This window comes from Nonomuraea sp. NPDC048901, from assembly GCF_040649695.1.
GTDB lineage: Bacteria > Actinomycetota > Actinomycetes > Streptosporangiales > Streptosporangiaceae > Nonomuraea.
Genome location: NZ_JBEZFW010000001.1, coordinates 625,668 through 650,588 on the forward strand (window position 1 = coordinate 625,668; position 24,921 = coordinate 650,588).

Annotated in this window: 25 protein-coding genes; 9 read left to right on the forward strand and 16 right to left on the reverse strand. The window is 70.4% G+C overall.

Features of this window, described 5'->3' with window-relative positions; genetic code table 11:
- Positions 1-15: 15 nt before the first annotated feature.
- Entirely contained in the window at positions 16-420 is a 405-nt protein-coding gene (locus AB0C30_RS03075) for a DUF1992 domain-containing protein (protein ID WP_357938967.1), read from the forward strand.
- On the opposite strand, the gene AB0C30_RS03080 is transcribed toward AB0C30_RS03075, so the two are convergent.
- Together AB0C30_RS03080 and AB0C30_RS03085 are read right to left on the reverse strand one after the other, a co-directional pair.
- On the reverse strand, positions 417-1,589 hold the full coding sequence (locus tag AB0C30_RS03080) for a glycosyltransferase family 4 protein (RefSeq protein WP_357938969.1): 1,173 nt from the start codon (positions 1,587-1,589) through the stop codon (positions 417-419). The two genes, AB0C30_RS03075 and AB0C30_RS03080, sit on opposite strands and share 4 nt — an antisense overlap.
- Entirely contained in the window at positions 1,586-2,416 is an 831-nt protein-coding gene (locus AB0C30_RS03085) for a sulfotransferase (protein WP_357938971.1), read from the reverse strand. Before AB0C30_RS03085 ends, AB0C30_RS03080 begins: the two co-directional genes overlap by 4 nt.
- A gap of 187 nt (positions 2,417-2,603) precedes the next feature.
- Here AB0C30_RS03085 and AB0C30_RS03090 point away from each other — a divergent pair, with 187 nt between their 5' ends.
- Positions 2,604-3,701 carry a sialidase family protein gene (locus AB0C30_RS03090; RefSeq protein ID WP_357938974.1) on the forward strand — a complete coding sequence of 366 codons (1,098 nt, stop codon included), beginning with the start codon at positions 2,604-2,606 and terminating at the stop codon, positions 3,699-3,701.
- Here AB0C30_RS03090 and AB0C30_RS03095 read toward each other — a convergent pair.
- Positions 3,694-4,542, reverse strand: coding sequence for an alpha/beta hydrolase (locus tag AB0C30_RS03095; RefSeq protein ID WP_357938976.1), 849 nt, complete (start codon positions 4,540-4,542; stop codon positions 3,694-3,696). The two genes, AB0C30_RS03090 and AB0C30_RS03095, sit on opposite strands and share 8 nt — an antisense overlap.
- A 142-nt stretch (positions 4,543-4,684) precedes the next feature.
- Between AB0C30_RS03095 and AB0C30_RS03100 the strand changes: the two genes are divergently transcribed.
- Positions 4,685-5,443, forward strand: coding sequence for an IclR family transcriptional regulator (locus AB0C30_RS03100; protein WP_357938978.1), 759 nt, complete (start codon positions 4,685-4,687; stop codon positions 5,441-5,443).
- 128 nt (positions 5,444-5,571) lie between these two features.
- Positions 5,572-6,414, forward strand: a complete 843-nt coding sequence (locus AB0C30_RS03105) for an SMP-30/gluconolactonase/LRE family protein (protein WP_357938980.1) — start codon at positions 5,572-5,574, stop codon at positions 6,412-6,414.
- Positions 6,415-6,438: 24 nt separating this feature from the next.
- Here AB0C30_RS03105 and AB0C30_RS03110 read toward each other — a convergent pair whose 3' ends face one another.
- The 4 genes from AB0C30_RS03110 to AB0C30_RS03125 are packed head-to-tail and all read right to left on the reverse strand — an operon-like array spanning position 6,439 to position 10,752.
- Positions 6,439-7,254, reverse strand: coding sequence for a carbohydrate ABC transporter permease (locus tag AB0C30_RS03110; RefSeq protein WP_357938982.1), 816 nt, complete (start codon positions 7,252-7,254; stop codon positions 6,439-6,441).
- Positions 7,251-8,183 carry a sugar ABC transporter permease gene (locus tag AB0C30_RS03115; protein ID WP_357938984.1) on the reverse strand — a complete coding sequence of 311 codons (933 nt, stop codon included), beginning with the start codon at positions 8,181-8,183 and terminating at the stop codon, positions 7,251-7,253. Before AB0C30_RS03115 ends, AB0C30_RS03110 begins: the two co-directional genes overlap by 4 nt.
- The gene (locus tag AB0C30_RS03120) at positions 8,180-9,466 is read right to left on the reverse strand and encodes an ABC transporter substrate-binding protein (RefSeq protein WP_357938986.1); all 1,287 of its coding nucleotides are present in this window, start codon (positions 9,464-9,466) and stop codon (positions 8,180-8,182) included. Before AB0C30_RS03120 ends, AB0C30_RS03115 begins: the two co-directional genes overlap by 4 nt.
- Entirely contained in the window at positions 9,463-10,752 is a 1,290-nt protein-coding gene (locus AB0C30_RS03125) for an alpha-glucosidase/alpha-galactosidase (RefSeq protein ID WP_357938988.1), read from the reverse strand. The genes AB0C30_RS03120 and AB0C30_RS03125 overlap by 4 nt, the downstream gene beginning before the upstream one ends.
- 246 nt (positions 10,753-10,998) lie before the next feature.
- On the opposite strand from AB0C30_RS03125, the gene AB0C30_RS03130 reads away from it, so the two are divergent.
- The 4 genes from AB0C30_RS03130 (at position 10,999) to AB0C30_RS03145 (ending at position 14,949) form a co-directional block, all read left to right on the forward strand.
- Positions 10,999-11,976 (forward strand): endo alpha-1,4 polygalactosaminidase, encoded by a 978-nt coding sequence (locus AB0C30_RS03130; protein WP_357938990.1) that lies wholly within the window; start codon positions 10,999-11,001, stop codon positions 11,974-11,976.
- Positions 11,977-12,168: 192 nt separating this feature from the next.
- Positions 12,169-12,933, forward strand: a complete 765-nt coding sequence (locus tag AB0C30_RS03135) for an SDR family oxidoreductase (RefSeq protein WP_357938992.1) — start codon at positions 12,169-12,171, stop codon at positions 12,931-12,933.
- Positions 12,934-13,042: 109 nt separating this feature from the next.
- Complete coding sequence (locus tag AB0C30_RS03140; RefSeq protein ID WP_357938994.1) at positions 13,043-14,188, forward strand: esterase-like activity of phytase family protein; 1,146 nt, start codon at positions 13,043-13,045, stop codon at positions 14,186-14,188.
- Positions 14,189-14,262: 74 nt separating this feature from the next.
- Entirely contained in the window at positions 14,263-14,949 is a 687-nt protein-coding gene (locus tag AB0C30_RS03145; protein ID WP_357938996.1) for a hypothetical protein, read from the forward strand.
- An 80-nt stretch (positions 14,950-15,029) separates the two neighbouring features.
- Here the strand turns inward: AB0C30_RS03145 and AB0C30_RS03150 are convergent, their stop codons facing one another.
- The 7 genes from AB0C30_RS03150 to AB0C30_RS03180 all read right to left on the reverse strand — a co-directional run bounded on the left by AB0C30_RS03150 (position 15,030) and on the right by AB0C30_RS03180 (position 21,269).
- Positions 15,030-15,848 carry an ABC transporter permease gene (locus AB0C30_RS03150; RefSeq protein ID WP_357938998.1) on the reverse strand — a complete coding sequence of 273 codons (819 nt, stop codon included), beginning with the start codon at positions 15,846-15,848 and terminating at the stop codon, positions 15,030-15,032.
- Positions 15,845-16,792, reverse strand: coding sequence for an ABC transporter ATP-binding protein (locus AB0C30_RS03155; RefSeq protein ID WP_357939000.1), 948 nt, complete (start codon positions 16,790-16,792; stop codon positions 15,845-15,847). Before AB0C30_RS03155 ends, AB0C30_RS03150 begins: the two co-directional genes overlap by 4 nt.
- Positions 16,789-17,214: a lasso peptide biosynthesis B2 protein gene (locus tag AB0C30_RS03160; protein WP_357939002.1), complete on the reverse strand. Its 426-nt coding sequence runs from the start codon at positions 17,212-17,214 to the stop codon at positions 16,789-16,791. The genes AB0C30_RS03155 and AB0C30_RS03160 overlap by 4 nt, the downstream gene beginning before the upstream one ends.
- Positions 17,211-17,471 carry a lasso peptide biosynthesis PqqD family chaperone gene (locus tag AB0C30_RS03165; RefSeq protein ID WP_357939004.1) on the reverse strand — a complete coding sequence of 87 codons (261 nt, stop codon included), beginning with the start codon at positions 17,469-17,471 and terminating at the stop codon, positions 17,211-17,213. Before AB0C30_RS03165 ends, AB0C30_RS03160 begins: the two co-directional genes overlap by 4 nt.
- On the reverse strand, positions 17,471-19,303 hold the full coding sequence (locus AB0C30_RS03170; protein ID WP_357939006.1) for an asparagine synthase-related protein: 1,833 nt from the start codon (positions 19,301-19,303) through the stop codon (positions 17,471-17,473). Before AB0C30_RS03170 ends, AB0C30_RS03165 begins: the two co-directional genes overlap by 1 nt.
- A gap of 15 nt (positions 19,304-19,318) precedes the next feature.
- Positions 19,319-19,450: a lasso RiPP family leader peptide-containing protein gene (locus AB0C30_RS03175; RefSeq protein ID WP_357939008.1), complete on the reverse strand. Its 132-nt coding sequence runs from the start codon at positions 19,448-19,450 to the stop codon at positions 19,319-19,321.
- A 163-nt stretch (positions 19,451-19,613) separates the two neighbouring features.
- Complete coding sequence (locus AB0C30_RS03180) at positions 19,614-21,269, reverse strand: IucA/IucC family protein (RefSeq protein WP_357939010.1); 1,656 nt, start codon at positions 21,267-21,269, stop codon at positions 19,614-19,616.
- 53 nt (positions 21,270-21,322) lie between these two features.
- Between AB0C30_RS03180 and AB0C30_RS03185 the strand changes: the two genes are divergently transcribed.
- Positions 21,323-23,056: an IucA/IucC family protein gene (locus tag AB0C30_RS03185; RefSeq protein ID WP_357939012.1), complete on the forward strand. Its 1,734-nt coding sequence runs from the start codon at positions 21,323-21,325 to the stop codon at positions 23,054-23,056.
- 12 nt (positions 23,057-23,068) lie between these two features.
- Here AB0C30_RS03185 and AB0C30_RS03190 read toward each other — a convergent pair whose 3' ends face one another.
- Both AB0C30_RS03190 and AB0C30_RS03195 read right to left on the reverse strand, forming a co-directional pair.
- Positions 23,069-24,109 (reverse strand): Gfo/Idh/MocA family oxidoreductase, encoded by a 1,041-nt coding sequence (locus tag AB0C30_RS03190; RefSeq protein WP_357939014.1) that lies wholly within the window; start codon positions 24,107-24,109, stop codon positions 23,069-23,071.
- Positions 24,110-24,115: 6 nt separating this feature from the next.
- A complete protein-coding gene (locus tag AB0C30_RS03195; RefSeq protein WP_357939016.1) occupies positions 24,116-24,841 on the reverse strand; it encodes a ThuA domain-containing protein in 726 nt (241 codons plus the stop codon).
- Between the last annotated feature and the right edge of the window lie 80 nt (positions 24,842-24,921).

Sequence of the window (24,921 nt, forward strand, 5' to 3'; positions counted from 1 at the left end):
GGAGAGGGGTCGAGGATGACAGAGCGCAAACCGGGTGGGATGAGCTTCGAGTCATGGATCGACCGGCAGATCCGTGAGGCGACGGAGCGCGGCGAGTTCGACAACCTGCCAGGCGCCGGCAAGCCGCTTCCCGACCTCGACAAGCCGTACGACGAGATGTGGTGGATCAAGCAGAAGGTGCGCAGCGAGGGCCTGTCGATGCCGCTGCCGCCGACACTCGCCCTGCGCAAGGACGCGGAGGAGGCGCGCGCCGAGGCCGTGGGCGCCAGATCGGAGACCGAGGCGCGGCGCATCATCGAGGAGATCAACGCGCGCATCCGCGAGGCGATCAGGACCGGGCTGCAGGGTCCGCCGCTCAACCTGATGCCGTACGACGTCGAACGCGTCATCTCCGAATGGCGCGCCCGCCAGGGCCGCTAGCGGGTCCAATAGCTGTCGAGGATGGGCTCGCGGCTCAGCAGCTCCGCGAACAGGTCCTCCCACAGCGGCATCACCGAGTCGGCGTGGTAGTTGGCGGCCGTCCGCCTGGCCGCCGCCCCCATCCGCATCCGCAGCGCCTTGTCCGACATCAGCTGGTCGAGCGCGTCGGCCAGCCCGGCGACGTCCCCAGCCGGCACCAGCAGCCCCTCCTTGCCCGAAGTGAGCACGTCGGCGGGCCCGGTCGGGCAGTCGAACGCGGCGATCGGCAGCCCCTGCCCCATCGCCTCGATCATCACCATCGGCAGACCCTCGAAGCGGGACGAGAGCGCATAGATCGATGCCCCGGCCAGCTTCTCCTCCAGGCGGTCCGTACGGCCCATCAACTGCACCCGGTCCTGCAGGCCGAGCTCGGCGATGAGCGCGGTGAGCTCGGCCTGCCTGGGGCCGCCGCCGTACACGCGCAGCCGCCAGTCCGGATGCCGCCGCGCCGCCTGCTGGAACGCCGGGATCAGCAGGTCGAAGCCCTTCTGCTTGACCAGCCGCCCGGCCGCCACCACGACCGGGTTCACCTGCTTGGAGACCGGCCCCGACCCGTACAGCGCGTTGGGGATGCGCACGATGGGCGTGTCAGGCAGGAGGATGCGGTATTCGATCTGGTTCTTCGTGGTCAGCACGACGACCGCGTCGAAGCGGCCGTAGTAGCGGGCGATGTCCCGGGTGATCGTCTCGGGGTAGGCGCCCACGTTCATGTGGTCCTGGGCGACGCAGATGACGCTCTTGGGAGTACGGCGGGCGGCGATCAGGTTGAGCGCGGGCCGGGTCGTGACCAGGATTCCGCCTTCGAGGCGCGAGACATAGTCGATGACCGCCCTCTCCACCCGCTCGGTGAAGTAGTCGGCGGCGAACTCCCCGAAAGGCACGATCTTGCCGCGCATCCTGCGCCACAGCTTGCGGCCCAGCGAGTCGACCGGCACACCGGCGCGCTGGTCGGCCAGCGGAACCAGCGTCACGCGGGGATCGATGGGGAACTGGGGCTTGTCGCGCCGTCGTACGGCACTGGCGATCTCCACCTCGTGGCCGAGCGCGACCATCGCGTTGGCCTGGTTGATGACGGTACGGATCGTCCCGCCCTGCCCATAGGCATGCAGCAGCAGATATCGGATCTTCATGAGTATCCCCAGCTCCGGCACATGGCCCGGAGCGTCTCGGGCACCTCCTCAGGTGTGGGAAGTTCGCGGCCCGGCTGCACGCTGCCGGAGCGGATCTTGTCTCGCCAGTCGCCGAGCCCCTTGGTGAGGACGTCAGGCCGGCCGTACGCGAGCATCTCCGGCTCCCAGGGGACGCCCAGGAACTCGCAGACGGCTCTCGTCTCGCGCTCGGGATCGGCGGTCAGGTCCTCATAGCGCACGGTCAGGCCGGTGTGCGCCTTTCTGGCCCGCTGGACCGCCTTCATGTAGCGCAGCGCGTCGGCCGCCGCCGCTTCGCGGTCGCGCTTGTCCGGGGCGGCCTCGTACCAGGAGGCGGCGATGGAGGCCGGGTGGCGCAGCAGGAAGACGAAGCGCGCGTCGGGCCAGCAGGTGGCGATGCGCTCGTGGGCGAAGGCGTTGGCCGGGGTCTTGTCCACGATGTGCCGCTTGCCGCTGCGGATCAGTTCGCGGTGGAGCACCCGGTCCCAGAGCAGGTGTTCCAGGTCGGCCCGGTTGTGGCCGAGCGCCGCCATCGACCGTTCCGCCAGTGACGTCCCGAACTCGACCCCGAGCCGGCGCACATGCAGCTCGTGCGGGGCGTGGACCAGGGAGTGGGCGTCGAGCATCGCGCGCAGCAGGGTGGAGCCCGATCTGACGGGCGACAGGATGAACACCGGCTCGCTCAACAGCCTGTCGGCGGGGTCGGCAGGTGGTCTTGCCGGGCTCTCCGGAGCCGCCTTGCTGACCCGCGAGAACTGGACGCCGGCATATTTGCCGAGCGCCTTGTTGATCTTGTGCTGCCAGGTCATGCGCTTGGAGGTTACCCAGCGTTCCTGGCAATTGGCTGGCAGCGGACAATCGGCGCGGGTCAGGTGAAGAGGGAGTTAACGCTGGTGCAGCAGCGGGTGATCGCCTGCGGGCGGGCAGGTGAGCGGACCCGGCGACCGTGCGTACGCGCCATAAAGTCGCATCCGCAGGCGGACGAGGAGGAACCCGATGGCGCACGGCTACCCCACATCGGTGCCCTACCGGGCGGGCACCGACGGTTACCACACCTTCCGCATCCCGGCGGCGGTGGTGACCGGGGCCGGCACGATCCTGGCCTTCGCCGAGGGGCGGCACGGCTCGGCCGGCGACTCGGGCCACATCGACATCGTGCTCAAGAGGTCGACCGACGGCGGTGCCACGTGGGACGGACCGCGCGTGGTCGCCTCAGAACCGCGCAAGGGCACCGCGGGTAACCCGGCCCCCATCGTGACCCGCGACGGCCGGATCGTCCTGGTGTACGTGCGCAACGGCCCCGCCGCCACCGAGGACAAGATCAGGCGCGGGCAGGTCGCCGCCGCCGATGGCCGCCGCGTGTACATGCAGGCGAGCGACGACGACGGCGTCACCTGGTCGGCGCCCCGCGAGATCACCGCGAGCGCGAAGCGGCCCGAGTGGCGCTGGTACGCCACCGGCCCCGGCCACGCGGTCGAGCTGCGGCAGGGGCCGCACGCGGGCCGCCTCGTGGTCCCCGCCAACCACTCGGTGCCCCCGACCGGTCGCGACAACGGCACGGAGGGCAAGTACAACGGCGGCCACTGCCTGCTGAGCGACGACGGCGGCACCTCGTGGCGCATCGGGTACGTCGACGGCAACAACGACGGTTACCTCAACATCAACGAGTCCACGGCCACCGAGCTGCCGGACGGCCGCCTCTACGTCAACTCCCGCACCGACTCCACCGCTCCCGGCAACCGGGCCGACGCCTACTCGGCCGACGGCGGGCAGACGCTCGAAGCGCCGTTCCGCCCGCAGGCCGATCTGGTCTGCCCGGTCGTGGAGGGCAGCGTGCTGCAGTGCGACGCGCCGGACGTCCTGCTGTTCTCCGCCCCCGGGACGCCCGACGCCAGGGCGGTGATGACGGTACGGGCCAGCGCGGACGGCGGCGTCACGTGGCGGCCCGTGCACACGGTGTCGGGCCTGCCCGCGGCGTACTCGGACCTGGTCAGGGTGGACGCGGACACGGTCGGGCTGCTGTACGAGACGGGTGACACCAGCGCCTACTCGACCATCGCCTTCCGCCGCGTCCCCATCGCCGAGCTCACCTGATCCGGCTCTCCAGCCAGGGCCGCAGGATCGGCAGGACATTGGCCACCTGCATCGCCCGTATGTGGTCGAGGCCGTCGAGCACGCGCACCTCCCAGCCGAGCGCTTCGAGCTCGGCGCGCCGGTTGACCATCGGCCCGGCGATGTCCACGTCCACGCCGCCCCACCGCTCGCCGTACTCGATCTTGTCGGCCGAGCCCGCGAAGCACAGGCGCGGGCAGCTCAGGCTCGCCTGCGCCGCCCGGTCGTCGAAGTCCTGCAGACCCTCGTAGAGCGTGACGAACTGCCTGGTCTGGGCCTCCGTCATGGTGACCTCGGCGGAGTCCCAGTCGTACTCGTTCTCGGCCTTGGGCTCCTCCTCCTTCTTCGGGGCGGGGTCCTGGCCGGACATCTCGTAGGTGGCCATGGTCACGCTGAGCATCTCCGCGTACGGTCCGTCGAGCGGCGGGTAGCCGCCCATGACGAGCGCCGACAGCCGGTCGGTCCTGATCGCCAGCTGCAACCCACTGAGCGCGAGCCACGAGTAGCCGTAGTAGGCGAACCGGTCGGCGTCCACTGCGTCGGCGACGGCGAGCAGGTCGGCGGCGATGTTGGCCGGGGTCAGCGTGTCCGGCTTGGGGGTGGCCAGGACGTGGCCCTCGTAGTCGAAGGCGACGACCCTGAACGCGTCCGACAGCCCGTCGATGAGGTTGCGGCCGAGCGCCGGGTCGACGCCCCATTTACGCATGTCGTCGGCCTTGGTGCCGTCGATCGGCACCGGGTTGACCGGCAGCAGCACTGTCGGGCCCCGGCCGTGCACCTCCAGGTGGATCGTGCTTCCGTCGTGCAGTTTGGCCTCGGTCATCAAGGATCTCCTTCTAACTCCATACGCTGTAAACCAATCATCCACACAATAGCTTATGCCGTAAAGAGTTGAGGGTGGCGACTAGCCAAGTTTCCGCAATACGCGATAGCATTCCATTATTCGGAATACGCTAGGAGAATCCATGGCCGAGGCCCAGTCGCCGGTGGGCAGCGTCGACCGCGCCCTGCTGATCCTGCAGGAGATCGGCAAGCACAGCCGGGGGGTGACACTCGACGAGCTGGCCACCCGGCTCGGCCTGCCCAAGAGCTCGCTCCACCGGCTGCTCGGCGCGCTCAAGCATCGCGGTTTCGCCGCGCAGCCCGAACCCAGCGGGCCCTACTTCCTCGGCACCGAGATGCTCGCCACGGCCTTCAGATTCTACGAAACCATGGACCTGCGCACGCTGGTGCGCCCGTTGCTGCTGCGGCTGAGCGAGGAGTTCGCCGAGACCGTGCACATGGCCATGCTGGACGGCGGCGAGGTCGTCTACCTGGACAAGGTCGAGGCGGTGCGGTCCATCACGATGACCTCCGTGGTCGGCGGGCGCAACGCGGCCCACTGCACGGGCGTGGGCAAGGCGCTGCTGGCGTGGACCTACCCGACCGACGAGGCGATCAAGGCATGGGCCGACCGCTACGGCCCGCTCGCGACCAGGACCCGCAACACGATCACGAACCCGGCCAAGCTGGCCACGCACCTGGACCAGGTCCGGCAGCGCGGCTACGCGCTCGACATGGAGGAGAACGAACCCGGCGTGCGCTGCGTGTCCGCCCCGGTCTTCCTGGGGCGGACGGCTCCCGTCGCCGCGGTGAGCGTGACCGCGATCAAGGACAGGATGTCACCGGCCCGGATGGAAGAGGTGGGCCACACCCTGCGGCGGGCGGTCGCGGAGCAGGGCTGACCAGCGGCCACGATCTGCGGTGGGCGGTCGCGGCGGCAGGGCTGATCGGTTGACAGTGCGATCTTCCGGGTGATCTCCTGGCACTCTGACTGGAATGACGTTCTGACATACGGAACAAGGGAGTGGCGATGGAGGTCGTACCCGTTCCGCACGCGCGGCTGGGTGAGGGGCCGTGCTGGGACGAGCGGACGGGGACGCTGCTCTGGGTGGACATCCCCGCGGGCCTGGTGCACCGGCTCGACCCCGCCGACGGCTCGCACGAGTCGATCGACGTGGGGCAGCCGGTGGGCGTGGCGGTTCCGCGTGCGTCCGGCGGGCTGGCGCTCGCCGTCAGGGACGGTTTCGCCGTACACGATGGAGAGCTGATCGACGGGGAGCTGACCGTCGTCGCGCCCGTGACGGCGGCCGAACCACCCGGAAACCGGATGAACGACGGCGCGTGCGATCGCGCGGGCCGGTTCTTCGCCGGGACCATGGCGCAGGACGACACTCCTGGCGCGGGCTCGCTCTACCGCCTCGACCCCGACCGCCGTGTCGAGCGGATCCTCGACGGCGTCACGATCTCCAACGGCATCGGGTGGAGCCCCGACGAGCGGCTGCTCTACTACGTGGACACGCTCACGGACCGGGTCGACGTCTTCGACTACGACCCGGCGACCGGTCAGGTCGCGGATCGCCGGTTGTTCGCCGTGCTCCCGAGCCCCGACGGCCTCACGGTAGACGCGTCGGGGCATGTGTGGGTGGCGCTGTGGGGCGGCGGGAAGGTGGTCCGGCTGCGGCCGGACGGGCAGCCCGACCTGACGGTGGAGGTGCCCGCCACCAACGTGACGAGCTGCGCCTTCGGCGGCCCCGACCTCGACATCCTGTACGTCACCACCGCCTGGGACGGTCGGACCGGCGGCGAGCTGTGGCGGCGGCGCACCTCGTTCACCGGCCTGCCCGCCAACCCCTACCGCGACCTGAACCCGTGACCGCGACCTCAGCCCCCGCCCCGATCAGCCCTTGACCGCGCCGGTCAGCGCCTGGACGAACCGGCGCTGGCCGAACAGGAACACGCCCAGCACCGGCAGCGTCGTCAGCACCGTGCCCGCCATGATCGCCGGCCAGTCGGCCCGGTGCTGGCCCTGGAACGACGTCAACCCCACCTGCACGGTGTAGTTGGCGTCCGAGTTGATCGCCACCACCGGCCAGAACAGGTCGTTCCAGGCGGTGATGAACGTGATGACCGCCAGCGCGGCCAGCGCGGGCCGCGCCACCGGTAGCACCACCTTGAAGAACACCCCGTACCGCGAGCAGCCGTCGATCCGCGCGGCCTCCTCCAGCTCCCTCGGGAAGGACTGGAAGAACGAGGTCATCAGGAAGATGCCGACCGCCGAGCTGAGCTGCGGCACGATGAGCGCGCCGAGCGTGTCGGTCAGCCCGACCTTGTTGAAGATCAGGAAGGTCGGGATCACCGTGAGCTGGAAGGGGATCAGCGCGGTGGCGATGACCAGGACCAGCGTGATCCTGGAGCCGGTGAACCTGATCCTGGCGAACGCGTAGCCCGCCAGGCTGCAGAGCGCCAGCTGGGCCAGCACGATGGCGCCGGACACGATCACGCTGTTGAGGAACCAGCGGGGGAAGTTCGAGCCGTTGAGCACCGTACGGTAGCCGCCCAGGTCGATGCCCTCCGGCCAGAACGGCGGCGGGAACCGGTTGAGCTCGCCCTGGGTCATCACCGAGCTGAGGATCATCCAGACGAACGGCAGCACGGTCACCACCGACATCGGCAGGAGCACAAGATGCCACTTGCTGGGCAGGCGGAGCTTCACGCCATGGCCCCCTTCCTGCGCGCGACCAGGAAGCCGCCGACGATCAGCACCAGGGTGCCGACGAACAGGACGTACGCCACGGCCGCGCCGTAGCCGGCCGTGAAGTAGTTGAAGGCGAGCTGCCAGATGTAGTAGACGATCGTCACGGTCGCGTTGGCCGGGCCGCCCTTGGTCGTGGTCATGACCAGGTCGAAGAACTGCAGCGCGTCGATCACGCCCCAGACCGTGAGGAAGAGCGTCATCGGCCGTACGGACGGCACGATGATGTGCCGGAACGTGGTCCACCGGCCCGCCCCGTCGATCGAGGCGGCCTCCAGGATCTCCTTGTTGATCTCCTGGATCGCGGCCAGATAGATCACCACCGCGAACCCGAACCGGGTCCAGAAGAAGATCAGGGTGAGCACGAACATGGCCTGCGAAGGGCTGCTCAGCAACCCCTGCACCGGCAGCCCGAGCTTGACGAACAGCCCGTTCATCAGCCCGAAGTCCCGGTCGAAGATGTAGCCCATCAGCAGCCCGGCCGAGGTCGCCGAGGCGATGTAGGGCACCAGGAAGCAGGTCCGGTAGAACCCGATCCCGCGTACCTTCCTGTTCAGCAGCACCGCCACGAGCAGGCCCGCGATCAGCGACGCCGGGATGTAGAGCACGACGAGCAGCCCGGTGTTGCGCAGCGCCTGGAAGAAGACGGGGTCCTCCAGCAGCGCCCGGTAGTTGGCCAGCCCCACGTTCCGCCCCGGCGTCTGCAGGTCGGAGTCGGTGAAGGACAGCGCGAGCGCCCACACCATCGGGACCAGCGAGAAGCCGAGGATGATCAGCGAGGCGGGGCCGGCGAAGGTCCAGCCGGCGACGTTCTCGGCGAGTCTGCGGCGGTCGCGTGGCTGCCGGTGGCCGACGGCGGCCCGGTCCAGGGCCGGCGCGGTGCTGTTCACGATCCTGGTACGGCGAGCGCCGCGTCGGCCTTGGCGGCCGCCTCGTCCAGGGCCGTCTTGGGATCGGCCTTGCCGAGCAGGGTCTGCGCGATGGCCTCGGCCACGAACGCCGACACCCGCGGATATCGGGTCGTCGGCGGCCTGACCCGCTTGGCGTTGGTCAGGTTGGTGGAGATCACCTCGATGCCTGGATATTTCGTGAGGTAGTCCTGGTAGCCGGGCAGCTTGGTGATCGACTCGCGGATGGGCAGCGAACCGGTGTCCTTCATCCACTCCAGCTGCTGTTCGGCCGCGGTCAGCCAGGTCAGGAACGTGGCGGCGGCCTTGACCCGCCGGTCGTCGTGCTTGAACACCACCCAGTTGTCGGGTCCGGAGACCGTCTCGTGGTTGCCGTTCGTACCGGGGAGCTGGGCGACGCCGTAGTCGACCTTGGCGGCCTGCAGGTCGGGCAGTACCCACGGGCCGGCCAGGAACATGCCGAGCCGGCCGGATTCGAAGAGCTTCTGGCCCTTCTCGGCCGGGCTGGAGTCCAGGTAGAGCGACTTGTCGTCGATGGCCATGCCGCGCAGCAGGCCGAGCGCCTGCTGCCCGGCGGCGGAGTTGAAGACGGCCTTCTTGCGGTCGGGGGAGAGCACGTCGCCGCCCGCCTGCCAGACCAGCGGCCACAGACCCCAGACGGCCTCCTCGCCACCGCTGATCGCCCAGGTGGTGCCGAAGGTGCCGGACCCGGCGTCGGTGGTCTTCTTGGCGATCGCCCGGAAGTCGTCCCAGGTCCAGTCGGGCTTCGGCGCCTCGATTCCCGCCTTGGCCAGCAGCTTCTTGTTGTACAGGACCACCATGTTGTCGACCACCGCCGGGAAGCCGATGACCTTGCCCTCGACGGTGGCCGCTTCCCGCTCGCTGGCCCAGAAGTCCGCCCAGCCGACGGCCGGATCCTTCGCGTACTGCGTGAGGTCGGCCGTCTTCGGGTTCCTGGCCAGGTTGGGCGCCCAGGACCCGTAGAGATAGGCGATGTCGGGATAGGCGTCGGAGGTGAGCGCGGCGGTGAGCTTGGGCAGCATGCCGTCGGCGGTCGCGGCCCCGGACTCGAGGCTCACCTTGATGTCCGGATGGGCCTGGTTGAACTGGGCCACCAGCTTCGCGATCGACTTGGCGGCGGCGTCCGACTGGCCGTCCCAGACGGTGATCCGCACCGGGCCGCCCGCCTGCTCACTCCCGGCCGCCGAGCCGCAGCCGGTGGCGAGCAGGGCGATGCCCGTGACGGTGGCCAGGGCGCGCCTCATCGGACGCCCTCGGGAAGGAGGTCGCCGTGGGCGGCGATCATCTCGTCCACGAGGTCGTGGATCTGCTGGAGGGTGAGCGTGGCGGCGGCGTTCGGGTCGAGCATGGCCGCGTGGTAGACGTGGTCGCGGCGGCCTTCGAGCGCCGCCCGTACCGTCAGGTCGCCGACGTTCAGGAACGTCTGGTTCAGCGCGGCGAGCTGGGGCGGCAGGTCGCCGATCCGGGTCGGGCGCATCCCCGACCGGTCGACCAGGCAGGGCACCTCGACGCAGGCGTCGGGCGGCAGGTTACCGATCAGCCCGTCGTTGCGTACGTTGCCGTGGACCACCCGGCGGGTGCCGGTCTCGATCGAGTGGATGACCTCGGAGGCCAGCTCCATCGCGGGCTCGATCTCCACGCCCTCGCCGGCCGCCAGGCGCCGCTTGGTCTCCTCGTAGGTGTCGAGGTTCTCCTCCGACCAGCGCAGGTAGATGTCCACCGGGATGCGGAAGTGCGCCACCTGGTCGTCGTGGTGCAGGAACCAGGGCAGGTATTCCGAGCCGTGCTCGCTCGACTCGGTGGGGAAGTAGCCGAAGCGGCGGTACATCTCCACCCGCACGGTCCTGCGCAGGTCGGGATCCCGGGCGATCACGTCGTCGAGCGCCGGGTACAGGTCCTGGCCACCGTGCTCGAACCGCAGCACGAACGCCTGGTGGTTGGCCCCGGCCGTGACGAAGGAGACCTCGTCCTCGGGTACGCCCACGAGCGAGGCGAGGCGCGCCTGCGTGTCGCGCACCGAGTGGCAGAGCCCGACGACCCGCTTGAAGGGGGTGCCCTGGTAGACGGCCCGGGGGATCATCGCCATCGGGTTGGTGTAGTTGAGCAGTAGTGCGTCCGGCGCCAGCTCGGCCAGGTCGTTCCCCAGCCCGACCATCACCGGGATCGTACGGAGCGCGCGGAAGATGCCGCCGATGCCGAGGGTGTCGGCGATCGTCTGGCGCAGGCCGTAGCGGCGCGGGATCTCGAAGTCGACGCGGGTCGCGGCGTGCCCGCCGACCGCGATCTCGTTGATGACGTAGTCGGCGCCGTCCACGGCGGCGCGGCGGTCGAGATGGGCCTCCACCTTGGCGCCGAGGCCGAGCGCGGCGACCATCCACTCGGCCATGGCCGCCGCGGTGGCGAGCCGCTCGGGGTTGATGTCATGGAGGACCAAGGTCGAGTCCCCCAGCTCGGGGAAGGTCAGGATGTCGGAGAGGACGTTTTTGGTGAATTCGACGCTGCCGGCGCCGATGAAGACGATGCGTGCCATCGGGCTCTTTCCCTCCACGGACCACGGCGGGCGTGAGGGCCCGCTGCGTGCGGCGAGTATAGCCATCCATCCACGATACAGACTAGCATTCCGCTGTGCGGAAAGCTTTGGAAGAACCGCCTGGTGGGCGTTGCACGCCTTTTGTGAGGAATTCTCGACATCGAGACAAGATTGACAACGTGTGATCTTGCCCTATTTCCTTGAGGCCGGAATAGCATTCCACCACTCGGAATAGAAGGTGTGAGTATGGTCAACCTCCGATCGTTCTTCACCCGGACCGCCGTGGCCGCGGCGCTGGTCATCGCGCCGGTGGCGGTCCTCGGCGCAGCCGAATCGGCCGCCGCCGCCACGACCACTTCCACCGCCGACGCTCGTGCGGCGATCTGGAAGCCCCCGCTGCAGAGCCGCTGGCAGTACCAGCTCCAGGGCAACTCCGCCTACCCCGCCACCGGCGGCGTCAACGTCGACATCTGCCAGGTCCCGCAGACCGGGGGCGCCTGCGTGAAGCCGACGGTGTTCGACATCGACCTCTACGCGGACGCCGATGTGGTGGGCAACAACACCACGCTCAACACCGCCGCCGTCTCGGCCATCCACGCGAAGGGTGCCAAGGCGATCTGCTACGTCGACGCCGGCTCGATCGAGGAGTACCGGCCCGACTACCAGACGTTCGTCGACTGGGACAACAGCCACGGCAATTCCCTGCTGGGCAAGCCGTTCAGCGAGGAGTTCCCGAACGAGCGCTGGGCCAACATCAACAACGACAAGGGCCAGCGGAACTTCCTGCTGACGATGATGGCGGCCCGGGTCGACAAGTGCGCCCAGGCCGGGTTCGACGGCGTCGAGTTCGACGTGGTGAACGCGCACGAGGAGGGCAAGTCGGTCACCGGCTGGACGGTCACCCCGGCCACCCAGCTCATCTTCAACCGGGCCCTGGCCGCCCTGGGTCACGCCAAGGGCCTGTCGGTGGCGCTGAAGAACGACCTCTCCCAGGTGTCCGACCTGGTGGGCGACTTCGACTACGCGGTCAACGAGCAGTGCTTCGAGTTCGACGAGTGCGGGGAGCTGACGCCGTTCATCCGGGCGGGCAAGCCGGTGTTCCAGGTGGAGTATCTGACCTCGCCGTCCGGCTTCTGCAGCAAGGCGGCCACGCTCAACGTCAACGCCATCAAGAAGGCGACCGACTACTCCCTCAAGGATCTGCCCTACAAGCCCTGTAGGTAGGCGGGCGAGGTGGCCCCGCCGGGGGTGGGGCCACCTTTCCGTGAAACAGAACGCTGTTCCGGGCTACCTGCGGTTCATGAGCAGGCGCCAGGGGCTCGTGGAACCTGCAGACCTTTCCGAATAGCAGAATGCTCGTGCGCATAGCGGAACCAATGCTACGTTCGGAGCCGAGCCGCGACAGTGGAGGGCCTCATGCGTGGACTGGCAGGGAAGCGGGTGCTGATCAGTGGTGGCAGCAGCGGCATCGGCGCCGCCACCGCGCGCCGGTTCCTGGAGGAGGGCGCCCGGGTCGTCCTCGGCGGCCTCGACGAAGCCGAGGTGGACCAGGCGGTGACCGAGCTGGCTCCGCTGGGCGAGGTGCACGGGCTGGCGGGCGACATCAGCTCGGAGGGCGACGTCGCCCGGCTGGTGGACGGCGCGATCGCGACACTGGGCGGGATCGACGTCCTGATCAACAACGCGGGCATCGCCTGGCGCGAGCCCTTCCTGGAGATCACGCCCGACCACTGGGACCGGATCGTGTCGGTTAACCTGCGGGGGATGTTCCTGGTCGCCCAGGCTGTGGCCAGGCATCTGGTGGCGCGCGGCGCCGGCGGAGTGATCCTCAACATGTCGTCCACGAACGGGCTCGGCGGCGAGGCCGACTACGCGCATTACAACGCCTCCAAGGGTGGCGTGCTGCTGCTCTCCAAGACCATGGCCGTGGAGCTTGGAAAGCACGGCATTCGCGTCAATTCCCTTTGTCCCGGATATATCAAGACTCCATTGAATTCCACCATCTCGGCCGGGCTGGCGGATGATTTCGTGTCGGCGTACGAGCGTGACCACATCCCGCTCGGCCGGGCCGGGCTGGCCGAGGAGGTCGCGGCCGGATACGCCTTCCTGGCCTCGGACGACGCGGCCTTCATCCACGGCACCGAGCTGGTCATCGACGGCGGGCAACTCGCCATCATGTGAGCACTTTTCTCGCTGATCGCGGCTGAATCGCCGTTAATAATTCGCGTGGACTTTCCGATGAATTCGCGATCTCATATCCCCGCCGGTGTCGCCGAGTGGGGAGAGATGAATGCGGAGAATAGTGGGCATCGCCGCGGCCGTCGCGGTCACGATCGGCCTCGCCGCCGTGCCCGCAGCCACGGCGGCGAGTGCCTCACCGCAGCCCGTCGAGATCACCCGTTTCCTCGGCGAACAGCGGCTGCCGTACAAGATGCCCTACGCCGGCACCACGGTCGGTGGCCTGTCCGGACTCGATCGCGACCCGCTCACCGGCACCTGGTACCTCATCTCCGACGACCGCGGCCGCTACGGCCCGGCCCGCTTCTACACCGGGCGACTCGCCTTCGACTGGAGGACCGGCGCGTTCACCGGCGTGCACCTCACCGGTGTCAACACCTTCCTGCGCCCCGACGGGAGCACCTACCCGCCGTACGGCGAGCCCGGGTCCGCCGATCCGGAGACCATCCGCTACGACCGGTGGACCGACCGGCTGCTGTGGGGTGACGAAGGCGACCGTCCGGACGCGGGGCACCCGGACATCCCGCCGTCCGGCCTGTACGTCCACCGGGCCGACGTCCAGGGACAGCAGATCGGCGAGCTGTCGATGCCCGCCAACCTGCGCATGACCGGCACGGACACCGGGCCCAGGCGCAACTTCGGCATCGAGGGCCTGGCCATCACCTCGCGCACGATCACGACCGCCACCGAAGGCCCGCGTTTCGAGGACGGGGAGCCGCCGACCGTCGAGCACGGCGCGGCGGCCCGCCTCACCGTATGGAGCCGCTTCAGGAGCAAGCCCAGCGCCCAGTACGTCTACCCTGTCGACCCCCTGCCCACCGCTCCTGTCCCGCCGACCGGGCAGTCCGACAGCGGGGTCTCGGAGCTCCTGGCGATCGACGAGAACCGGTTCCTGGCTCTGGAACGCACCTGGCTCGAAGGCGTCGGTTACCGGGTGAAGCTGTACGAGATCGACCTGCGTGGAGCCACGAACGTGCTGGCCAGGAACAGCCTGACGACCGGCGGGCCCTACCGGGCGGTCTCCAAGCGCCTGGTCACCGACCTCGATGACATCCGGACGCCGGTACAGAACCTGGAGAGCCTCGCCTGGGGACCACGGCTGCGCACGGGCGAGTGCACGCTGGTGATCGGGTCCGACGACAACTTCTCCGCCGAGGAGACGACGCAGTTCCTGGCGTTCGCCACCCGGAGCTGCTGAACCTGCTCGAACTCGCTTCGCAAAACGGTGAAGCGTCGCGGAGGGTCTGGTCGCCCGAACTAGCCTGACTTTTCATGACGTACCGGCCGCCGCAACAGCCACCGTATCCACCCCACCACCAGCAGCAGTTCAACGCCCCGTATCCCCCGCAGCAGCAACCCCCCGCCTTCGCCCCGCCTCCCGTGGTGATCGACGTCGGCGGGGACGCCAAGAGGAAGGCGTTGATCGGCGGCTCCGTGGCCGGGGTCATCGGGCTCATCACGATCGTGTCGTCACTCACCGGCCAGGTCAGGGGCGGCGCCGGGACCACTGTCGTCGCCGTGCTGTTCGGGCTGCTGTTCCTGGCCATCGGGGCCCTCCCGATCATCACGTGGCGCAAGCTCAGCCGCCCTCGCCGGCTGGTCTTCGACGGTTATGGCGTGCGCTGGGACGATCCCCAGGGCAGGCCGTGGTCGGCGCCGTGGGCCGAGCTGTCGGGAGTGGGCATCTCGCGCACCCAGCAGCGCCGGGTCAAGCTCGCCGACTACATCATGCGCAAGGTGATGGTGCGCCTGGATCTCTTCCCGGCCGACCCCGGGTTTCGCGCTCGCCACCCGGAACTGGAGCACCTGTGGGAGTTCCACACGGTCAAGAACGGCTATCGGCTGCCTCTCGGCTCCAACCCCAAGTACATTCCGGTCATCGAGCGGGCGATGCGGCAATATCGGCCCGCGGCCTACCTGGGGATCCGCGACGAGGGGTTCATGGTCGGCCTGGTGTAGGGACCGCAATGTCTCTCTGGAGGGACCCCCTTCGGGGAGGGGAGGAAGACGGTCCGTCGGGCTGGGGTCTCTGGACGGCCTCAGTGCGGGCGGGAGAGGCGGCGGGCGGCCAGGAGGAGGGAGAGCAGGCCGACCCCGGCGGTGACGGCGAGCTCCATGAGGACGGGCGAGTGGACGGCGGCGGGCTCCGGCCGCGCGAGGTAGGGGGCGATGGTCCGCCGGAGCAGGTCGATCACGTAAGTGAGCGGGTTGGCCATCATGAGAGCGGTCAACCAGCCCGGCAGGCCCGCGATCGGGAACAGCGCGCCCGACAGGAACACCAGCGGCGTCAGCGCGCACCCCAGTGCCGCGTGGAAGGACGGTGTCGGGGAGATGACCACGGCCAGCAGAGCGACGAACGCGGTCATGGCGAACGCGATCAGCGCCATCTCGGCGACCAGGGCGAGCATCAGCTCAGGCGCGTACGGGATGTGCGCCACCCCCGCCAGACCCAGGACGAACACGCCCTGACAGGTGGCCACCGTGGCGGCGCCCGCGCACCGGCCCGCCAGCAGGCTCACCCGATGGACGGGCGCGACCAGCATCTCCCTGAGGAAGCCCGCCTCGCGGTCGACCGCGACGGAGGCGCCGATGGCGATGGCGGGTGCCTGGACGGTCATCAGCAGTACGCCGGGAAACAGGTAGGTGAGATAGCCGTCACCGCCCGGGAGCATGGCGCTGAGCCCGGTGCCGAGGACCAGCAGGTACACGACCGGCTGGACCAGGGTCATGATCAGACGGGCGGGGTTGCGGACATAGTGGAGCAGTTCGCGCTGCCAAACCACGTGGGCGGCCCGCGTCTCCCACCAGAGCCGGCGCAGGAGACGTGACCAGAGGGAGGGACGGGCGTCCACGGTCACGGCCACACCCCCGGACGTGCCGCGCCGTCCAAGGTCCGGCCGGTGTAGCGCAGGAACACCTCGTCGAGGCTGGGACGGCGTACCTCGATCGAGTGGACGGGCACCCGCAGCACGGTGCACACCCAGGGGATGGCGGTGGCCGCGTCGGTCACCTGGACGTACAGGCCGTCAGGCCCCCACGCGCTGGACAGGCCCAGATAGTCGGACAGCGTGGCGGCCGCGGCCTGGTCGTCGCCGGTGCGCAGATGGATGCGGTCGGTGCCGATCAGTCGCTTCAGTGCGGCCGGGGAGTCGTCGGCGACCACCCGGCCCCGGTCGACCATGGCGATGTGGTCGCAGTATTCGGCCTCCTCCAGGTGGTGGGTGGTCAGGAACACGGTGATGGCCCGGCGATGGCGCAGCTCGCGCAGGTGCTCCCAGATCTCCGCGCGGGCCTGCGGGTCCAGGCCGACCGTGGGTTCGTCGAGGAACAGCACCCCCGGCTCGTGCAGCAGCCCGCGGGCGATCTCCAGCAGGCGTCTCATGCTGTCGGACAGGGTGCGTACCAGCGTGTCGCCGCGGCCGGTCAGGCCCACGAGGTCCGCGGCCTCGGCCACGCGGCGGCGCGCGTCGTGCTTGCCCAGGCCGTAGAGGGTGGCGTGGAAGGCGAGGTTCTCGCGGACGGTCAGGTCGGCGTCGACGGTCGGCTCCTGGAAGACCAGCCCGATGCGCCGGCGTACTTCCTTCGGGTCGTCGCGCACGTCTATGCCCGCGACGAGGGCCCGGCCGCCGCTGGGCCGCAGCAGCGTCGACAGCATCGAGATCATGGTGGACTTGCCGGCCCCGTTGGGCCCGAGGAAGCCGAACATCTCCCCGGCCTCGACGTTCAGGCTGATCCCGCACACAGCGCGCATGCCCTGGTAGGACTTGCGCAGCGAGCGGGTGTGGATCGCCCCCGGCCTCATGGGGCGGTCGGGGGGGCCGCGACGGTCATGATCGGCCGGTAGTAGCCGGCCGGGTAGGGCTCGCCGACGGGCTGCCCGTTCACCTGTACCCAGGCGTGCGCGCGGAACGGCTCCACGCGCACCCCCGCGCACCAGGTGGGCCAGGTGCCCCGGAGCCGGCACAGGATGGCCGTCGCCAGCGAGCGCTGCAGGCAGGCGGGCCCGGCGCAGCGCGCGCTCACGGCGACCACGTCGTCCCTGGCGGTCAGGGCCTGCGCGGCGGTGGCGGCGACGGCGCCGCGCCGGATCACCCCCAGGACGCGCCGGATGCGGTACGGCCTGAGCCCGGCCAGTGGCCGGGCCGCGGCGACGGCAAGGAGCGCCGCCGATGTCCTGGCCGGCGAAACCCGAGCGCGTGACTCGGAGGTCATCGGGTGGCTCACGGCATCACCAGTCCGGCTCGGCGCAGGGCCGCCAGCAGGTCGGCGACGTCGCGGTCCGCCTGCTCGACGGACAGCCCCGGGTGGTTGCCGGTCAGCCTCTTGGACACCTCGCCCGGAGAGGCGCCGCAGAGCAGGGCGCGCAGGACCAGCGTGGCGGTGGCGTTGAGCTGCCAGTAGCGGCCGGTGTGCTCGTCGAGCAGCACCATGCCGTCGATGGAGTGCGCGGCGGACACGCCGCCGCGCAGGCTGAAGGGCATCAGGAGTCTCCCGTGGTCATGGCCGGCATCCGGTGTGGGGTCAGTGAGCGCAGCCATATCTCGCAGGCGAGCGTCTGCGACAGGGGTTCCATGACGTGCGGCCGCGGGTGCACGCCGAGCAGGGCGGCACGCAGGGCGCCGGTGTCGATCAGCCCGAGCCGGCCGAGCTCCGACGCCTCGAACAGCTCCAGCACGCTGTCACGATGGCGCCGCCAGCCGGCGTAGAAGTCGGCGCCGTACTCGCCCTTGGTCGAGCGCTCGAGCATCTCGGCCGGCACGACGCCGTCCATCGAGGCCGCCAGCAGCGGCTTGTAACGGCCGAGGCCGGCGCGCTCCTCCGGGCGTACGGACAGGGCGGCCTCGATCACGGCGTCGTCCAGGTACGGCGCGGCGTACGGGAGACCCAGGCGGGAGGTGGCCTGGTCGATCTGGCGCAGCCCGGCCCCGCCGGTGCGCGCGTAGAGCAGGGTCTGGTGCTGGGCGCGTAGCGGCGACAGCGGCGCCGGGCGCGCGGCGGCGATCCCGGCCAGTACGTCGCGGGCCGCGTGCACGGCGCAGGCGGTGGCCCAGGGCGGCATGCGCAGCGGCGGTCCCCAGGCCATCGAGTAGGGGTCCGCGGCCGCGGGCGTGGTGCTCAAGTCGGTGACGCAGCGCTCCAGCCAGGCCGGGTGGTCGGTGCGGTCGGCCAGTGCCCGCAGCATCCGCCACCAGGAGCTGCGCCAGCGGGCCCGGCGGGCGCGCAGGTGCGCGGGCGCCGTGAACGGCCGGTCTCTGACCAGGTCGTGAAGATAGGGCGGAAGTGCCGAGAACAGCTCGTCGCCGCCGACCCCCATCAGGTGCAGCCGGGAACCGGCGGTGCTCAGCCGCCAGGCCAGGTCGGCCAGCCGTGCCGCGTCGCGTACCCAGCCGGAGGGTTCCTCCATCGACGGCTGGGGCTCGGTCAGCCCGGCGAACCACAGCGGGAGCTCGTCGCTGCCGATGACGTGGTGTGTCGCATCCGGCAGGCCGGTGGCCGCGCGGAAGGCCCAGGCCGGGTCGTCGTTGCCGGGGTCCATGCCCTCGCAGTGCACGGTGATCAGGCTTGCCCGGCCGCGGGCGGCCAGGAAGCAGAGGCTGGTGGAGTCGATGCCGCCGGACAGGTCGGCGCTGATGGTGCCGCCGTCGGCGGTGCACGCGTCCACGGCGCCGGTCAGCGCCTCGCGGAGCGCCGTCGCCCCCTCAGCCAGGGGCAGGGCCGGTTCGGGTGGGTGCCACCAGGTGCGGATGCCGGTCATGCCGGTGGGCTCGATCAGCAGCGTACGGTCGGGCGGCAGGCAGCTGACGTCGCGCCACACACCGAGGTCCTGCAACGGGCCGACCACCCCGCTCGGCAGCAGCCGCGTGGCCAGCACCCGCTCGTCGATCCGCCCGCCGGTCGCCCACGCGAGCACGTCGGAACGGCTGGCGGCCACGGTCACACCGCGTACGCGGGCATGGAACACGCGGCGGACGGCCGAGGCGGTGCCCCGCACCGCGACCCTGCCGTCGATCGAGGCGACCAGGTGGAAGCTGCCCGTCAGCCCCGCGACGACCTGCTCGATCCGCTCGACGTCGGGTATCCGGGCCAGCCGCAGGGCCAGGTCAGTGGCGGTGACCGGGCAGCGCCCGATCACCGCCACCCGTGCCGCTCCCGCCGCCGCCAGACGGATCTGGTGGCCGGGCCAGTCCCCGATCAACCACGGCCGCCCGGAGGCGTGGTCGATCACCTGACTGGCTCCAGGAAGCAGCACGCCTGCCGCGGCAAGACCGGCTTCACCGTCGGGGAGGACGGCGAACCACATCTCACCTAGCACCGATGCTCCCGCCCGTCAGCCGGAGAACCACTGGAACGGCTGGGGGGCCCAATCAAGGACGAAGCCTGACGGGAAACCACGCGTCAGGTCGGCGAAATCGCCGACTTCGGCCAGGGCCGGCGGCTCGTACGCGGCTGGTGTGTACATGACCTTCTCCTTTCAGAGATGATGTCGGTCACGCCCATGTCTATCTACCTGGCACTGTCACTGACAGTAGCTATTCGGTTACTAATAGCGATGACCATGGTCACGGTTTCTGTGCTGACCGGCTACTGGCCCCCAGATGGCTGGGGACGGGCACGCAGAGGGGTCAGTAGGGACGGGCACGCAGCGGGGGTTGGGGACGGGCGAGCAGCGGGTTGGGGACGGGCACGCAGCGCATCTCGCCGCCGTCGGCGCCGAGCCAGCGCAGCAGCAGGTTGGCCTTGGCGGGCACGTGGCCGGCGGCCAGCAGGGTGCGGACCTCTAGGTGGTCCGCCGCGTACCCGGCGAGCAGATCTCTTGCCCGCGCCCACAGCTCGCCGCCGAGGCCGGGGTGGCGCTCCTCGATCGCGCCGGCGATCTCCCAGAGATTGTTGGTCACCAGGCAGTAGACCAGCCGCTCCCAGCCGTAGGCCGCGCTGACGCCCGGTGTCGTGTCCGGGTGCCGGTCAGCAACCAGCTTGACACCCTCGTGGTCACGGAAGATCACCTGCGCCGGGGCGCCGGTGGCGTCCACGCCGATCAGTACGTTCTGCAGGTGGCACTCCAGGACCACACCGTGACGCAGGTACGCGTGCAGGACCGGTGGTACGACGTGCTCCAGGTAGCCCTGCCACCAGGCGAGCGCCCGGTCCTCGTCGAGGCCGTCGAGCGGGTTGCCGGGAAAGCCCTCGCTGACCCCCGCCGCCAGCAGCGCCGTCAGGCCGGGCCGCAGGTGCGCCCCCAGGCCGTCGCGCACGACCACCGCCAGCGCCTCGCCGCCGTCGCCATCGCCGAGGTTCACGGTGCGGTAGCCCCGGTCGGAGAGTACGGACGGTCTCGGCAGGTGGGCGGGCAGGTCGTCGAAGACCTCCCGCAGCCGGCGGTCGACCGAGGTGAGTTGGCGCAGGTCGCGGGCCCAGAGGCGGCGGACGTCGTTCGTGATCCGGACGTCGAGACTGAACTTGCAGAACAGGTCCACGTCGGGCAGGTACACGGTGCGCAGCGAAGAGGTGGGCACGGCCATGGCGGTGGTTTCGCCGAGATAGCGCAGTCGGCCGTCCCGAACGGCGGCGGTCTCGCCCAGGTTCTGCAGCCGCCCGTCCCGCAGGGCGGCGTGGCCGCCCAGCAGCTCCAGTTGCCAGGGATGGGCGGGCAGCAGGAGGCCGCCATCGGGCGGCTGCGGTCCAAGGACGTCCAGCGCGGTGGCGTCGCCCTCCTCCAGCACGATCTCGGGCGCCAGCCCGAGCAGGATCAGCGGGAAGCGGGCGCGGGCCTCGGGCGCGTAGGGGAGCCAGGCGTCCGGACCGAGGCCGCCACGGGCCTTGGGAGCCGGGTGGTAGCGGTGCCCGGCGACCAGGGCCTGCTCGGACCGCAGGAACAGCTCGGTGGGCTCGATGAACGGTCGGGTGTTCGACGTGGGGGTGCGCCGGGTGGACAGCAGAGTGGCGACGACGTCCCTGCTGTGGCGGATCTCGCCCGCGAGGGTGTCGTTGGACACGCCGGTGTACGCGGTCAGCTCCTCGGCGGTCAGCGCCACCAGGCGGTCCAGGGACAGGGGGAGCCAGCCACCGGGCGTGTACAGGGCGGGGTGACCGGGGTAGCGTCCGGCGCGCACGCGCAGCAGGTGTCCGGTCGTGGGCAGACGGTAGGTCCGGTGGCCGTCGTTCTGGCCGCACTCGGGGCTGACCACTTCGCGGACCAGGCAGTTGAGGAGAGCCGTCATCGTGAGAGCGTCGGCGACGGTCACCTGTGCCGGGTCCGGCCCCTCGGGATGGTGCGCCATCGCGGATCCCTCACCACTCGTATCGGTGGTCATACACGGGGTAACTACCCGTTATGAGTATTGAATTGGAGGATCCCCCTCAAGGTCGGGCAGAAGCGGAATTTGCCGCAAAGCTGGCACAGGTCCGTCCCGGTCTGGCCGCCGCCTACGCCGAGGCGCTGCCGGGGGCACGGACCACCATCCTGGGCCTGCTCTGGCGGGGGCTGCTGTACGAGCCGGTGCCCGGGTTGGCCGGGCGGGAGGGCCCAGACGGGCGCGAGGGCGCGGTCAGGCAGGACGGCGTGGCCAGGCACGATGGCGGAGCCTGGCGTGAGAGCGCGGCCGGGCGGGTCCGGTTGGCCGATGGGCGTCTGCTCACCGGGCCCAGCCGTATGGCGTACGACCTGGGGGCGGGGGAGGACTCGGCGGTGCTGCTGGACGGGCAGGCTTACCCGCGGCCGGGCGAACTGCTGGCCGCGCTCGGGCTGCCGGGATCGGAGCGCTTCGGCGCCGATCTGGACCGCAGCGTCGCCTCCCTGGCGCTCGCGCGTGCCGGAGCCAGGCTGGGGCTGGGGACCGGGGCGGAGGAGGGGTCGCTGGAGTGGTTCGAGCAGAGTGTGGTGGACGGGCATCCGTACCATCCGTCCTGTCGTAACCGGCCCGGGGTGTCGCTGGCGGAGCAACTGGCGTACATGCCCGAGCACCGGCCCATCGTCGATCTGGATCTGGTGGCGGTGCCGGCGTCGCGGTGCGTGGTCATCGGGGCCTGGCCCGACTGGCTGCGCGACGGTGACCGGCTGCTGCTGCCCGCCCATCCGTGGCAGAGCAGGCATGTGCTGCCGGAGCTGGGGTTCCGGCCTTTCGTGGCCGGCGGGATAGCGGCCCGGCCGCTGATCTGCGTACGTACGCTCGCGCCCGTCGGCGGCGGGCCGCATTTCAAGACGGCGTTCTCCACGCGGCTGACGTCCAACGTACGGGACATCTCGCCGGGCTCGATCCGTGACAGCGCGCCGCTCTCGGCCATGCTGGTGCATCTGGCCCGGCGGCTGGGCGGGCCGCTGCGGATCACCCGCAACCTGGCCGCCGCCTGCGCGGTGGTGGATGGCGAGCCCAGTGCCGACCTGGCGGTCCTGGTGCGTGAGTCGCCGACTGAGTACGCGGGCGCGGGCGAGACGGTGCTTCCCGTGGCGGCCCTCATCGTCCGGCCCACGTCCGGCGGCCCGCCCTTGATCCACGGCGTCGTCCAGTCTCCGTCCGGCGGTCCACGCCTGGGTGCGGCCGTGGAGTGGCTGGGGGAGTTCGCGCGGCAGGCGTTGGAGGCGGCGCTGGGGCTGCTGGCGTACGGCGTGACGCTGGAGGCGCATGGGCAGAACCTCCTGGTCGTCCTGGACCGTCACGGTCGCCCGATCCGCCTGGTCTACCGGGACCTGGCCGACATACGGGTCAGCCCCGCGCGCCTGCGCCGCAACGGCCTTACGCCGCCCCCGCTCAGCGCTCGCCTCATCACCGACGATCCGGACGAGCTGCACGCCAAGCTGTTCGGCTCGCTCGTCGGCACCACCTTCAGCAGTCTCGTCTCGGCTCTCGGGCAGGGCGACCGGGAGGCGGAGGAGCGGCTGTGGGCGGTGGTGGCGGCGGTGGCCGGTCAGGTGTTCGACGACCTGCCCGCCACCGCCGACACCCGTGCTGACCGGGCAGCGCTGTTCGGCCCGGAGCTCCCTGTCAAGGCGCACACGGTGATGCAGTTCGAAGGCGGCCCCACCGGCGACCGCTGGGCCCGGCTGCCCAACCCGCTGTCGCGGACCTGACCCACGCGCCCCTCAGACGTCGAAGCCCACCGGCACCCGGGCCCCCGTGCGGGCCGACTCCAGGGCGGCCGTCACCATGGCCAGGCTTCGGATGTTGTCGTGGCACTCACCTTGCGGCGGCCGCCCAGTACGCAGCCCGGCCAGGAACTCCTCCAGCCCTTCCGCCAGCCCGCTGAACCGGGCCCGCCCCGGGTACCGATCCGGTTCGGGTGGATGTCTGCGTACCTTGTGGCCATTGGCCCCTTCCACCGTCGGCCGCCGTTCGCCGTCCCAGCGCGCCGTGCCGTGCGTGCCGGCGGCCCGCCAGCTGCCGGTCCAGGACGTCGCCTGGCCGGGCGCGGACCAGCTCCCCGTGAACGTGTAGCGGAGCCCGCCGGTCATCTCGAAGATCGCCGTGGCGGAGCAGGCACCGGGATACCAGGTCCACGCCGGCCGGAACGACTCGCAGTAGACGCTGACCGGATCGGCCCCCGACACCGCGCGGGCCGCGTCGAACAGGTGGATCGCCATGTCCTGTAACAGCGGGTGCTCCAGCGTGTCCAGGAACGGCGGCCCCTTGTACGGCATGAAGAACTCCGAGGTCAGCAGTCCGAGCGGCCCGAGCTCGGCCACCGTCCTGCGGAAGGCCACCAGGTTCGGCAGGAAGCGGCGGTTCTGGTTGACCGCGAACAGCCGCCGCGCCCGGTCCGCCGCGCTCACCATGCTCCGCGCCTCGTCGAGCGTGATCGACATGGGCTTCTCGCTGAGCACCGACACCCCGCGCTCCAGGGCGGTGACGGTGACCTCGCGATGAGCCCCGGGGACGGTGCAGTTGACGATGAAGTCGGGCTCCTCGCCGTCGAGCACGGCGGTGAGGGAGGCGCTGACGGGCAGCCCGTCCAGGCCCAGGGCGGCGGCGGAGGCGCGGGCGCGCTCCTCGGCCACGTCCACCCAGCCGACCAGTTCGGTGCCGGGATGGGCGAGCAGTTCGGGTGCCCATTGGCCGCCGATGTACCCGGCGCCGACGACCACGGCCCGTAGCGGACGGTCCTCGTCGAGGGTGATGAAGGTCATGCGCTCCTACCAGGTGATGGGGGTGTGGGCGTTCCGCAGAGGGTCGCCGACGCCGGACGCGGGGGCGGCCCACAGCACCGCGTTGGCCAGCACGCGCCGTACGTCGGGGTGGTGGTAGACCGGGTGCCCCTGGTCGCCGGGGCTGAAGTAGAAGACCCGGCCCAGGCCTCGGCGGTAGCAGCAGCCGCTGCGGAAGACCTCGCCGCCGCTGAAATTGCTGACGAAGACCAGCTCGTCGGGCTCCGGGATGCCGAACGGCTCGCCGTACGTCTCCTGCTCACCGATGACCAGCGGCCGCGGTACGCCCTCGGCGATGGGGTGGCCGGGGGCGACCGTCCAGACCAGCTCGCGCTCGGCCGCGTCGCGCCAGGTGAGCGAGCAGGTGGTGCCCATCAGTTTGCGGAAGATCTTCGAGTAGTGGCCCGAGTGCAGCACCAGCAGGCCCATCCCGCCGAGCACGCGCTGATGCACCCGCTCCACGACCTCGTCGGACACCTCCTCGTGGGCCATGTGCCCCCACCAGGTGAGCACGTCGGTCTCGGCGAGAACCTTCTCCGACAGCCCGTGCTCCGGTTCCTCCAGGATCGCGGTGCGCACCTGTACGCGGTCGCCGAGCCGCTCGGTCAGGCCGGCGGCGATCGCGCCGTGAATGCCCTCCGGGTAGCGCAGGCGTACGTCCTCCTCGCGTGGCTCGTGGTAGTTCTCGCTCCAGACGGTGACCTTGATCGGCATCCGTGTGCCTCCCCGAGGGGCCCTGCGGCCCTCTGAACGTCGTGGACCCTTTGTTGGATGGTTCTCGCCGCTATCGGGGG